The organism is Fodinicurvata sp. EGI_FJ10296, assembly GCF_040712075.1.
Lineage (GTDB): Bacteria > Pseudomonadota > Alphaproteobacteria > DSM-16000 > Inquilinaceae > JBFCVL01.
Genome location: NZ_JBFCVL010000003.1, coordinates 533,935 through 545,775, shown reverse-complemented (window position 1 = coordinate 545,775; position 11,841 = coordinate 533,935). Strand labels below are relative to the sequence as shown.

General features: G+C 62.0%; 11 protein-coding genes and 2 pseudogenes. 9 read left to right on the top strand and 4 right to left on the bottom strand.

The window, feature by feature from the left end; all coding sequences use genetic code 11:
* The first annotated feature begins 114 nt into the window (after positions 1-114).
* The gene (locus ABZ728_RS08715) at positions 115-294 is read left to right on the top strand and encodes a hypothetical protein (RefSeq protein ID WP_366655699.1); all 180 of its coding nucleotides are present in this window, start codon (positions 115-117) and stop codon (positions 292-294) included.
* A gap of 30 nt (positions 295-324) precedes the next feature.
* Here ABZ728_RS08715 and ABZ728_RS08710 read toward each other — a convergent pair whose 3' ends face one another.
* A complete protein-coding gene (locus tag ABZ728_RS08710; protein ID WP_366655698.1) occupies positions 325-780 on the bottom strand; it encodes a hypothetical protein in 456 nt (151 codons plus the stop codon).
* 108 nt (positions 781-888) lie between these two features.
* On the bottom strand, positions 889-1,383 hold the full coding sequence (locus tag ABZ728_RS08705; protein WP_366655734.1) for a hypothetical protein: 495 nt from the start codon (positions 1,381-1,383) through the stop codon (positions 889-891).
* A gap of 100 nt (positions 1,384-1,483) precedes the next feature.
* Here ABZ728_RS08705 and ABZ728_RS08700 point away from each other — a divergent pair, with 100 nt between their 5' ends.
* The 6 genes and pseudogenes from ABZ728_RS08700 to ABZ728_RS08675 all read left to right on the top strand — a co-directional run.
* Positions 1,484-1,723 (top strand): hypothetical protein, encoded by a 240-nt coding sequence (locus ABZ728_RS08700; RefSeq protein WP_366655697.1) that lies wholly within the window; start codon positions 1,484-1,486, stop codon positions 1,721-1,723.
* Positions 1,724-2,092: 369 nt separating this feature from the next.
* A complete protein-coding gene (gene pgk / locus ABZ728_RS08695) occupies positions 2,093-2,488 on the top strand; it encodes a phosphoglycerate kinase (RefSeq protein ID WP_366655733.1) in 396 nt (131 codons plus the stop codon).
* A gap of 26 nt (positions 2,489-2,514) precedes the next feature.
* Positions 2,515-5,451 carry a cation-transporting P-type ATPase gene (locus ABZ728_RS08690; RefSeq protein ID WP_366655696.1) on the top strand — a complete coding sequence of 979 codons (2,937 nt, stop codon included), beginning with the start codon at positions 2,515-2,517 and terminating at the stop codon, positions 5,449-5,451.
* Positions 5,448-7,034: a trehalose-phosphatase gene (gene otsB, locus ABZ728_RS08685; RefSeq protein ID WP_366655695.1), complete on the top strand. Its 1,587-nt coding sequence runs from the start codon at positions 5,448-5,450 to the stop codon at positions 7,032-7,034. The genes ABZ728_RS08690 and otsB overlap by 4 nt, the downstream gene beginning before the upstream one ends.
* 443 nt (positions 7,035-7,477) lie before the next feature.
* A pseudogene (locus tag ABZ728_RS08680) lies at positions 7,478-7,787 on the top strand (transposase); the annotation flags it as partial.
* Between the two features lie 208 nt (positions 7,788-7,995).
* Positions 7,996-8,130, top strand: a pseudogene (locus tag ABZ728_RS08675) (Hsp20/alpha crystallin family protein); the annotation flags it as partial.
* Between the two features lie 182 nt (positions 8,131-8,312).
* Here the strand turns inward: ABZ728_RS08675 and ABZ728_RS08670 are convergent.
* Positions 8,313-9,293 (bottom strand): hypothetical protein, encoded by a 981-nt coding sequence (locus ABZ728_RS08670; protein WP_366655694.1) that lies wholly within the window; start codon positions 9,291-9,293, stop codon positions 8,313-8,315.
* Between the two features lie 700 nt (positions 9,294-9,993).
* Entirely contained in the window at positions 9,994-10,725 is a 732-nt protein-coding gene (locus tag ABZ728_RS08665; RefSeq protein ID WP_366655693.1) for a Crp/Fnr family transcriptional regulator, read from the bottom strand.
* A 436-nt stretch (positions 10,726-11,161) separates the two neighbouring features.
* Here ABZ728_RS08665 and ABZ728_RS08660 point away from each other — a divergent pair, with 436 nt between their 5' ends.
* Positions 11,162-11,422, top strand: a complete 261-nt coding sequence (locus tag ABZ728_RS08660) for a hypothetical protein (protein ID WP_366655692.1) — start codon at positions 11,162-11,164, stop codon at positions 11,420-11,422.
* Between the two features lie 154 nt (positions 11,423-11,576).
* The gene (locus tag ABZ728_RS08655; RefSeq protein ID WP_366655732.1) at positions 11,577-11,762 is read left to right on the top strand and encodes a transposase; all 186 of its coding nucleotides are present in this window, start codon (positions 11,577-11,579) and stop codon (positions 11,760-11,762) included.
* The last annotated feature ends 79 nt before the right edge of the window (positions 11,763-11,841 follow it).

Sequence of the window (11,841 nt, the reverse complement as noted above, 5' to 3'; positions counted from 1 at the left end):
AACCCCTTCCAGGAGCAGACCATGGCCGGCTGGCTTGAGCCAAACAGCCGCCGATAAGGCCGGCGTGGTTAAGTTCGGAGCTGAACCAACTGTAAGGCGCACGGGGATGCCCCGGTGGATGCTGCCTCGTCGATCCTTCATTCTCTCGGACAAGATAACGCCAGCGTTGAGATCGACGTGATCGGCAGTCACGGTGAGCGCTTTGGGATTACGACAGCCAGCGCGATCCGCTCGCAATCAGGGCGGTTGGCTGAAAGTCTGGACTTTTCCTCTTTCAGCCAAGCCGCTCAATGATTGCCATGTCAGAGGCAGCAAAGCAGTTCCTTATGGGATCTGCTGAAGCATCTCGGATATGTACTGGCGATTGCCGTCGCGCCCTTCTCGCCATACATCGCGGATCTTCCACGCGCCATCTTCCTCGATCAGGCCGAAGGTGACTTCCGCACTGCTCTTGCCGTCGTCGAAGACGGCGGAGACCGCGGCTTCGGAGTCCGCTGCCGTAATCAGCTCCACCGACAGGTCGCCGCCTGTGGTGGGGGGAAAGACAGTCGGCGTTTCGGCATCTGCGGCGGCAGCCCTCGCCAGCATATCTTCCCAGATGACCGAGATCTCATCAGCCCAGATCTCGTATCCGCCGGGCGGCGTGTCCCGGCTGCCGTCATGAGCGTAGACCGATTCGACAACGGCGATCCGCTCGTCGGCGGTGGCCGATGCCGCGATCAGCGCCGTCGCGAAAAACACGGCGACGGCGGAAAACCAGCGTTGGGCGAAGATAGTCACGTCAACCTCCATACGGTGCCTGCATCAATATCAGCACTGATTCTGTTGCCGACATTTCCTAAGAACCGGTTAACCGCCGGTCGACCGACGCTGCCGCGCGCCGCCCATTCAAGTGGGCGACGGCAGGCAGCCCGGGCCGATCGGCTCGAAGCTCTTGTAGGTCAGCACGAACTCGTGATGGCCCAGATCCTCGGACTTTGTGCGGCCGCCGCGTGCGACCGCAAGGACGAGGTCTTCGATCTCGTGGCCGACATCGTCCAGATCCGCGCGTCCGTCCAGTATCCGGCCGGCATCGACATCCATGTCGCCGCTCATCCGGCGGAAGGTTTCGGGATTGGCGCAGACCTTTATCACGGGTGAGATGGCCGATCCGACGACGGATCCGCGCCCCGTGGAGAACAGGATGACATGACAGCCGCAGGCGATCATCTCGACGATTTCCGCGGTGTCGTTGATGTTCGGAAAGCCGTAGCGGACCTCGCCGTCCGGTACCACGTCGAGCAGATAGAGCCCTCCACGCGGCGGCACGTCGCCCGGCTTGATGATACCGGCGATCGGGCTCGATCCCGATTTCGCATAGGCTCCCATCGATTTTTCCTCGATCGTACTCTATCGGATTTAACAAGGTCGAACGTGGCATTGGCTCGAAAGCCAGCTCTGTGGCCCATCCGGTAACCTTCGCAGATCACCCGCGGCCTTTATCGTGGCCGCGAACGGACGCAGTGAGATCGCCTTCGGGGCGCTTCAAGCCGGCTTCGATCTCGGCTACAGCCAGGCAATCATCCATTTAACCTGGCGCGGTCTCGACGAGATGGACGAGGTCGCCGGCACTGGCTCGGCCGAACTGCTTGACGATGGCGCCCTGGAGATCGAATTTACCTTCGACCAGGGTGACGAAGCCATACTCACCGCTGTCCGGGAGAGCTTTTCAGCAATCTGCTAGGCCGGGGGGCCTTGACCATTTCGCGAGAGGTTCGGCGCAATGCCGCCACTCGATCGGGCGGGTTCGGCTATCGTTCGACCACCGCCCAGTGGCTCGTCCGAGGCGGTTCCGGCCTCCGCCTCGGCGCAGTGTGCACGTGGACCGCGCGAATCGCAGCGTCCCACACGGTTAACGGTTAGGCGCAAATCACGTCGAAGTTCTTCATCGGCCCGCATCTCGGTTCATCCGTTTGCGTCGGAAACATTCGCTTTGCCGTCGAGTTCAAAAACAGTCAACATCATCGCTGGCGGCAGTCGGCGTGCGGGCATTCTACCCGCCGATCGAGAGCGCGAGGATCACGTGCTGCGGACCCCGGACGATCTCCAGACAATGGATCGGCGTGCGCTGGTGCGGGCCGATCTGAACGTTCCGGTCAAGGACGGGAAGGCGACGGAAGACCAGTGTATCCGAGCTGCGGCACCGACCATCAGGGAAATCGTGGAGCGCGACGGGACGCCCGTCGTGATGTCACATCGCGGCAAACCGAAGCGCGAGCGGGACCCGTCGATCTCGACAGCACGATCGTGGTCGATGGCGGTCTCGTCAAGATCCGGACCTGGTACGACAACGAATGGGCCTATGCGGCGCAGATGGTGCGCCAGGCGAAGACCATGGCCACGAAGTGGCGCCGCCGCGTTCCTTATCGCCGGCCAAGGCAAGGCGGATTCAATGCCCGGCTGGACAATATCCGCTAAAACACGGGGTGGCGAAAAGGTCGACGACTAAAGAGAGTGGCTGGAGGCGGAAGAAGAATGGCTGAAAATTCGAACGAGGGCGGGAAACGTCCGGCCTGGCACGCCATGTCGCCGGACGAGACGCTCAACAAGCTCGGCGTCGGTCGCGAAAAGGGGCTGAGCAAGAGCGAAGTCGAGAAGCGCCGGGAAGAGCACGGCGAAAACCGGCTGAGTCCGGGCTCGAAGCGAAGCACGCTCCAGCGTTTCCTCGCGCAGTTCAACAGCCTTTTCGTCTACCTCCTGCTGATTGCAGGGGTGGTCACGGCGGCTTTGGGAGAGTGGATCGACAGCGGCGTCATCTTCGCAGTCGTCTTGGTCATTGGGTTCATCGGCTTCATCCAGGAGGGAAAGGCGGAGCACGCGCTGGAAAGCGTCCGCGGAATCCTCTCGCAAAAGGCGTGGGCGCGGCGCGACGGCAAGCGGCACGAAATCCCCTCGGAAGAACTCGTACCCGGCGATATTGTGGTCCTCAACGCGGGCGACCGCGTGCCCGCCGATGTACGTCTGATCAAGACGAGGAACCTGCAGGCGCAGGAAGCGGCGCTGACCGGAGAATCCACCGCTTCGGAAAAGAGCACCGAGGCGGTCGAGAAAGATGCCGAGCTCGGCGACCGGTCTAGCATGGGCTATTCCGGCACGGTCGTGACCTCGGGACAGGCAACCGGAGTCGTCGTCGCGATCGGCGACGATACGGAAATCGGCCGGATCAGCGAGATGCTGTCGGACGTCGAGAAGCTGAAGACGCCGTTGATGCAGCGCCTCGACGAATTCACGAAGATCGTGACCGTCATAATCATTGTCCTTGCGCTCATCACGTTCGGCGTCGGGACGTTTGTCTGGGAACGCGAATGGACCGAGATGTTCCTCGCGGCGGTCTCTATCGCGGTCGCGGCGATTCCTCAGGGCCTGCCCGTCGTGATGACCGTGACCCTGGCCATCGGCGTCCAGCGCATGGCCCGCCGAAACGCCATCATCCGCCGTCTTCCCGCCGTCGAGACACTGGGCGCGGTCACCACGATCTGCGCCGACAAGACGGGCACGCTAACCCGCAACGAGATGACGGCGAAGACGGTGCGCACGGCAGAGCACGACATTGAGGCCGAGGGCGTCGGTTACGAACCGCATGGCGGCTTCCTGCTCGACGGAAAATCCATCGAAATCGAGGATTATGAGACCGCTTTCGAGGTGGTCCGCGCGGGCGTTCTCTGCAACGATTCGGTGGTCGAGCGTCAGGACGACGAATGGAAGCCCGAGGGCGATCCGACGGAGGCGGCACTGATCGTGCTCGGCCGCAAGGCAGGGCTGGAACCCGCCCGCGAGAATGACGACTTTCCCCGCGTCGACGCCGTTCCCTTCGCCTCCGAGCGCCGGTACATGGCGACGCTCAACCACGATCACGAAGGCAACCGCTTCATCTACGTCAAGGGCGCCCCCGAGCGGGTCATCGAGATGTGCACTGGCGAGATGCGCGGAGGCGCGGTGGCGGCGCTCGACGCCGATGCCTGGTACAGCCGCGCGGAGGAGATCGCGGGACGCGGTCAGCGCGTGCTCGCGGCCGCGCGCAAGGAAGCCGGCGAGATGTCGGAGCTGAGCGAGGAAGATGTCGAAGGTGACCTGATCCTGCTCGGCCTCTACGGCATGATCGATCCGCCTCGCGAAGAGGCCATCGATTCCGTCGCCGCCTGCCAGAGCGCGGGCATACGGGTCAAGATGATCACCGGCGACCATGTCGCCACGGCGAGCGCCGTGGCGCGTGACCTCGGTCTGAGGAATTCGGGCAACGCCATGAGCGGGCGGGAACTCGAGGCGGTCGGGGACGATGAATTGCGGCACGTCGCGATGGATGTCGACGTCTTCGCGCGCGCCAGTCCAGAGCACAAGCTGCGCCTGGTGAAGGCTCTCCAGAAGGAGAACGAGGTCGTCGCCATGACCGGCGACGGCGTCAACGACGCGCCCGCCCTCAAGCGGGCGGATGTCGGGATATCCATGGGCCAAAAGGGTACGGAAGCCGCGCGCGAGGCCTCCGAAATGGTTCTGGCTGACGACAACTTTGCTTCCATCGAACGCGCCGTCGAGCAGGGCCGCACCGTCTACGACAATCTGCGCAAGGCCATCCTCTTTATCCTGCCGACAAATGCGGGAGAAGCGCTCATCATCGTAAGCGCGATCCTGCTGAACATGACCCTTCCGATCACGCCGGTGCAGATCCTGTGGGTCAACATGGTCACGGCGGTTACGCTCGGCATCGCCTTCGCTTGGGAAAAGGCGGAAGGCGACCTCATGCAGCGCCCGCCGCACCCTACAGACGAGCCGCTGCTCACGAAATTCGTGATCTGGCGCATCGGTTTCGTCGGAACCGCGCTGCTGCTCGGCGTGGTTTACGTCTTTCTCCAGGAGCAGGAACGCGACGGCACGAGCCTCGCATACGCGCGAACCATGGCCGTGAATGCGTTGGTCATGGGGCAGATCTTCTATCTCCTGAACACCCGTTTCTTCTCTGGCGCGGCGTTCACCGTGAGCGGGCTGATCGGCAACAGGACCGTCTTGATGGCGATCGGCGGCTGTATCGTGCTGCAGCTGGTCTTCACCTACGCGCCGTTCATGCACTCGCTGTTCGGCACGGCTTCCCTCGATCCCCTCGGATGGCTCTGGCCCGTCGGCGTCGGCCTCGGGGTCTTCATCCTCGTCGAAATCGAAAAGATCTTCGTGCGCAAGGACCTGCATCCGCTGGCGGCCAGCATCCGCTCGTGGGACCAAGAGGACCAGCGGGAAACGGGACGTGGTCGCGAGCAGGAGGGCCGCGGTGGAAATAAGAGCCCGCATAGGAAGGACAAGACCATGGGCGAGAAAGAAGAAAAGGACGGGAAGGCAGAGAAGCGCCCAGAGGAGCGGCACGAGAGCAAAGAGAAGCGACATGACGAGCGCGGTGGCGAAAAGAAGGGAGCCGTCCAATGAGCCGGCCAGCGACGAGCGGAGCCGACGCGGCCCCGGGCACCCGGATCTCGGCCGTGCTGTTCGACATGGATGGCGTCGTCACCGATACCGCGACGGCGCACTTCGCGGCCTGGAAGCAGCTCTTCGACGCCTATCTGCGCAGCCGGACCGAGGGCGATGCATTCGAGCCGTTCACCGAGATCGATTATCGTATATACGTTGATGGCAAGCTGCGCTACGACGGTGTGAGAAGCTTCCTCGAATCCCGCGGCATCTTGCTGCCCCGTGGCGACGAAGACGATGCTCCGGGGCGCGAGACGATCTGCGGGCTCGGGAACCGCAAGAACCGCTACTTCAACGCCTGGCTCGAAGAGAACCGCACCGAAGCTTTTCCCGGCACACTTGCCTTGATGGATAAGCTGAAAGCAGCCGGCGTAAAGCTCGCCGTCTTTTCGTCGAGCAGGAACGCAGCGGCGGTGCTGCGCTCCGCCGGAGTGCTCGAACTGTTCGACGCCAAGGTCGATGGCGAGGACATGGCCGAACTCGACCTGCCCGGCAAGCCCGATCCCGCCATCCTGGTGCAATCGCTTGAACGCCTCGGCGCGCGGGTCGAAGGGGCGGCCGTCGTTGAGGATGCGTCGTCGGGGGTCGAGGCGGGCGTGCGCGGCGGCTTCTCACCGGTAATCGGGGTCGCCCGCGAAGGGCATCGGGCGGAGCTTGCGGATGCCGGCGCGGATATCGTCCTGGCGGATCTCGGCGAACTCGATTTCGACCCGACGACAATGAGCCTGTTCGTCAAGACGCTGCACAATCTGCCCTTGGCCCGGGATCGCGAGGACGAGCTGCGCGAAAGGCTCGCCGGCAAACGGCCTGTGGTGTTTCTCGATTACGACGGCACCTTGACGCCCATCGTCGAGGATCCGAAGCAGGCGATCCTGTCGGACGGAATGAAGCAGGCCGTCAAGCGCCTGGCATTGAGCCTTCCCACGGCGATCGTCAGCGGGCGCGATCTGGACGACGTCCGCGCGTTCGTCGGGCTCGACGGACTCTTCTACGCCGGCAGTCACGGTTTCGCCATGGCGGGTCCGGGCGGCTGGCGCGAAGATGTCGAGCAGGGCAAGGCGTTTCTGCCCGATCTCGACCGCGCCGAGAGCGCGTTGAGCGATGCGCTGCGGGACATCGAAGGCGCATCCGTGGAGCGCAAGTCGTTCTCCCTCGCCGTGCACTTCCGGAAGGTGAACAAGGCGGACATGCCAGATGTCGAGGACGCTGTCGACGCGGTCATGGCCCGCTTCGAGCGCCTGCGCCACTCAGCGGGAAAGAAGATCTTCGACGTCAAGCCGAGAACCGACTGGCACAAGGGTCGGGCGCTGACCGCGCTGCTCGAAAGGCGCGGGCTCGACAAGCCGGACGTGGTCCCGGTCTATCTCGGCGACGACACCACCGACGAGGACGCCTTCCGCGCGATAAGCCGGCGCGGCATCGGCCTCGTCGTGCGCGACGAAAAGGATCGGCCGACGGCCGCCCGTTACGCGCTGGCCGATACCGCAGACGTGGAACGGTTCCTGGAATGGCTTGCGACGCACGGCTCCTCCGGGAACTGACGACCGACTGATATTTTCCTGAAGGTGATTGCAATGATGGACAAGGTCCAAGACGGCGACCCCCTCGTATGCTGGTTCGCCGACTCAGTCGCAATGACAACACTCGCGTCGTGGGCAAGAACGCATCGCTCGGCGAGACGATCCGCAAGCTGATTCCGCGAGCGTGCGGTTCGCATGGTTCTGGACAATCAAGAAGAGCACGAGAGCCGTTGGGCGGCAATTCGACCGGTTTCCTAGAAGATCGGTTGCTCGACGAACGCGCGGCACAAGTGGATCAGCAAGTCTGAGGTCGATAGCGGCGAACAGACCGGCGTCACGAGCGAGATGGGGCCAACTGTTGAAGGCGCTGGAGCGGGAGAACCGGGAGCTTATGCAGGCCAACGAGATCCTGCCGAAAGCCAGGCGTATTTTGCTTGGGCGGAGCTCGACCGCCGACCGAAATCATGATCGGCGAGCGCGCTGCCGAAGCCGATAATCGCGCCGTTCCCGGCCACCGGGAAGCCGACTTGATCATCGGGCTCAATCGTTCCGCCATCGGCACCCTTGTCGAGCGCCAGACGCGCTTCACACTGCTGCTTCACCTTCCACGGATGCCCGGGCACGGCGCGGGGCCCCGCCTCAAGAACGGGCCGCCTCTTGCAGGTCATGGGGGCCGAAGCTGTGCGAGATGCCATTCTGCGCAGCATCGTCCATCTGCCATGGCATCTTCGTCGGTCCCTGTCATGCAATCAGGGGGCCGAGATGGCCCGTCATGCCGAACTGACCATGTTGCGACGACCGGTTGAGACCGCCCAATATTTGTCGATCAAATACACCGAACGACTGGGCCGGCAAAGAGTCGTCGGTCGGCAGTGTGGGCGATTCCTGAAGCTGAGGCACGCTACGATGCCAAGCTGGAACAGCCAGACATGGCGGCGTAACTCCAACAAAACCGCCTCCGACAAACTCGGCGCGGTTCAGATCGATTCAGCGTAGTTTTGCGCTCCCGGCCGCTGCGTCCGAAACCAAGGTCAAGGCGAAATACGAAAATGGGATTCTGACGCTGAATTTGCCCAAGAAAGACCCAGACGGCTCAAAGAAAATCGCGATCACGTGAGCACCCGGCTCTGAGCGTGCACGTCAGGCGAAAATTGCCAGTTATTGGGCGACGCCTGACGCTTGGTGCTTGTGAGTTAGGCATGAGGTCGACCCAGAGCGGACATCAGTTCACTTGGACAGAGCCCCTGACAGGTGTGCCTCGGGGAATCGCACGCATCCTGCGGTCGGTGAAACCGCCTGTCAGTGCAGTCTGCGGATCCATCGAATGTCATCCGGATAAATGCGTGAAGCAAGGTATTCGTCCATTATCCCGTTCAACCAATCCAGCAGCGGAACCTCCCACGGCTTGCGCGCCGCCTCGGCGATGGCACGTTTGAGGGTCTGCGCGACCAAATGGTCGCCCCTCTCCGCGCTTCCGGTCATAACCCGCGCGGCAAACCGCAGCTTGGGCAGAAGCAGCATGATTTCGGTGGGCGACGCCTTGTGCCTTCGCATTGGTCGGAAATCTGCATGTCGACAGCCGTTTCGTTGCTGTCCGCCCCTAGTATCAGGTTTGCGCATCCTGCGGCCCTTCGCCGCCGTCAGGAAAGGCATTTCCAGCGTATAGTGATCGTGGCAGTCACGCTCATCGAAGGCATGTACGGTCCCGGGACCAGATTGCCTCTGCAAGAAAGCCGCGAGGGCTTCGGAGGCGTCGCCACAGTTGTGGCATTCGCGCTTGCGCGGCTCGGTCAGAAAGCCGTTATCGGCAAAAACATCTCCGACGCGCTCACTGGCTGTGGGATCATCCGGAATGATAAATGGATGACGCTGCTGCGGGATCCTGCGAAAGGCCGTATTCATCTCGGTTGCGGACGCGATCTCGCCGATGCTCGCGGGTTTGCATGGATCATTTCTCGTATTGGTGTCCGCTTCGTAGGTTCGATCCTGCTCAGCCGCCGAAGGGGCTTGCCTTGCCACCTTGTGCCGACCGATCCAACAACCGGAATCGGGCCTGCCCGGAGCGACTGAAAAGAGTTGAGACAGACGCCGGACGGAAGCGAGCGTCAGGCCGTAGTAGCGGGCGATGTCCAGGTCAGAGAGGCCGTAGTCTTGCATGGCACGAAGCGCGACATTCGGCATGTTGCCCAGCTTGCGGGTTATGCTGTGCCGTCTCCCGGCCCGGCCCGAACCCAGGAGCGGAATGCTGGCAAAGCGGCCCGTCGTGCATCGTTCGGTCATTGCTGCACCCCCCTGTTTCGGGAGCGGCCTATTCCCGGTGGCCGCGCCAGAATTTTGATGATCCACTCTTCGCACGGCTCGCGGGCACAGCGCATTAACAGCGATTAACCTGCCGCGGGGATCCCGGCGCAGAAAATGCAAATTGATATGCGCGCGGCAACGCAGGTAAAGGCAGGATCGTGCAGATAAGCGCAGACTGCCTGTTGAGGGGATTGCAATCCTTGATAGAACGAATAGCGGAGGGTATCGCGCGAGGCAAAAGCTAGAATTCGGCCCGCCGGCTGGTAATATGCGACGACGCGGGACGGCTGGCCGGCATAGTCTCTGTCGGCGATATTGCAGAGCATTACTCCGAACATTTGGCCGGCGAAACGTTGGGAGAGATCGTCGAGTTCCGGTAGCCGCCCGGAGCAGGCAGACAGGACGCAGCAGACACTCACCCCCGGTCACCCCGGTCACCCGCGTAGGCAGGAAGGTTTGTATGCGCGAGGGCATGGAAGGCAATACCCCGCCGGGACACTGACTAAGCACGATCCGGGACTAAGCAATATCCGGACTGGCCGGATGCCGGCTGACAGCAATCGCGTCCGACGTGCACTGCGCTATTGCAGCGATGATTGGCTAAGATCCGTTTCGGCGGTGGCTGCATCCACAGGATGAACCGTCCCGTTACCACGATGCAGGTGAAATTGAGGCGTGCTCAGGTGCCCATCGGCAACAGGATCTTGTGCCGCAGCGTGTCCATGTCGAAGCCCGCAATTTCGCACAGGGCATCGACATCCGTCAGCTCGAAGGTCAGGTGATCGGTCATCCTGATCGCGCCCAAACGCGTCAGCCGCCTTGTGGTGCGCGAGATGTGCACCGAGGTAAGTCCGATGAAGTCGCCAATTCGCTGCTGTGTCAGGGGCACGTGGAAAGGCGCTGACGTGGCTCGGTTGCCGCCCGTTACGCGCAGGCATAGCTCCAGAAGAACATAGGCCAGCCGCATCTCGGCGCTTCCCTTGCCGAGGCGCAGCATCCGTTCTGCGATGCGAGACCTGGCGGCGGCAGACTCTCGCAATACAAGGCGCAGAACGTCTGGCTCATCTTGCATCAACTGTTCCCATTGGGCGGACGGTATGACAGCGACGAACCCTTCCTCCAGCACTTCGATGGTGATCCCGTCGCCCGTGGCCAAGTGTACGATGTCGCCTGGTAGGGCGAAGTCGATGATCTGCGTGTTGCCATTTTCCATCATCTTGAAAAGCGAGATCCAGCCGGCAAGCGGGAAAAGCACACCATCACCTTCGAAAGAGAGCAAGCCGGGCCGCGTGCGCCGGGCCAATTTCACGAGAAGCGAAGCGAGGGAAGGTCCGATCCGCGAGCGGGATTGGCTGCGCAAATGCTCTACGGTCGCAGCGGCGCTCCTCGGCCCTCGCGGCGGGCTGTCCATGGCCTCCTTGTCGGGCTTTGTCCGGGCACCGGCCCGGCTGCCTCTTGCGCCTTGCGAACGGTCTGCGCGACCTTGTCCCGGGTGCGAGCGAATCGGGTGGTCTGGGTCGTGCATACGTGACACCTGAGTTGCGTGCATTGATCTCTGCCATCCCGGGTGCAATCAGCATGCTGCAGGCGCACACAGAACACAAGATGGTATGAGGCGCTAGGCCGTCTGGCGATGGGTCACGCGGACCACTGATCTTTCGTATTCTCACCTTCAGCGATTGATCGCGGTTAATGCAGTGTGAGCCCGGCCGCAGTAGCCTTTACGTGCCAATTTCACAGTTGCACGAGAAGGGGATGAATGGCGTAGAACAAATAATAGAGTTCTTGCCAGAACTTTGATGCAGACTCTTAATTGATGGAAGGCTTGCGCTGTACGGAGGTGAGGTATGTCAGTGATTGTCCAACGTGTTTATCTCGATAACGGTGTGGCTGGCGACGCTGTCAGTATCGATCGCAAAATGATGTTTTTCACCACACGCGCCGAGTTTGTTGACCTTGACGGTAAGATATTCGAGGATATGGACTCTATTCATCGGTCTATTAAAAAGCATGCGCGGGCTATCGCAGAACCGGCCATAGTCATTGGGAAGGTCAAAGATGCAGCCCGACCTCAGGTGGAGATCATTAGTGGAAAAAAAGATATATAGGTGACTGCCATTTATTTTGTTGCTATGCCAAGATCGTTTCGGAGCCCAGTCTGGGTGGGTTCCGGTAGGAATCATTCTGCCCCCTACTGGAACCTACCCCGGCCAGGACATGCCTGGATAACCGCGGCGCCGGAGCAGCGGTCCGCAGTCGGCTATCGGCCAGCGCGTGTGCGGCATCGCGCTGGGCTACGAGGACCTGAACGATCATGACGAGTTGCGCCGCGCCCCGGTGATCCGCACGGTGCTTGAGCGGCTGGAGGCGCGCCGGGCACGCTGTGCGTCGCTGGCCGGCAAGAGCACGCCGAACCGGCTGGACCACGTTTCCAGCCGACGAGCCTGAGGCTGCTGTTTCAGATTTGCTCTCTCACCGGGACGATGCTTCCGCCCGTGGTTGACGCTATGGCCGCCACACCATGCCT

Coding starts and splice junctions, on each gene's coding strand:
- pgk (WP_366655733.1), top strand. CDS start 2,093: ATGGATCGGCGTGCGCTGGTGCGGGCCGATCTGAACGTTCCGGTCAAG.
- ABZ728_RS08690 (WP_366655696.1), top strand. CDS start 2,515: ATGGCTGAAAATTCGAACGAGGGCGGGAAACGTCCGGCCTGGCACGCC.
- otsB (WP_366655695.1), top strand. CDS start 5,448: ATGAGCCGGCCAGCGACGAGCGGAGCCGACGCGGCCCCGGGCACCCGG.
- ABZ728_RS08670 (WP_366655694.1), bottom strand. CDS start 9,293: ATGACCGAACGATGCACGACGGGCCGCTTTGCCAGCATTCCGCTCCTG.
- ABZ728_RS08665 (WP_366655693.1), bottom strand. CDS start 10,725: ATGGACAGCCCGCCGCGAGGGCCGAGGAGCGCCGCTGCGACCGTAGAG.
- ABZ728_RS08660 (WP_366655692.1), top strand. CDS start 11,162: ATGTCAGTGATTGTCCAACGTGTTTATCTCGATAACGGTGTGGCTGGC.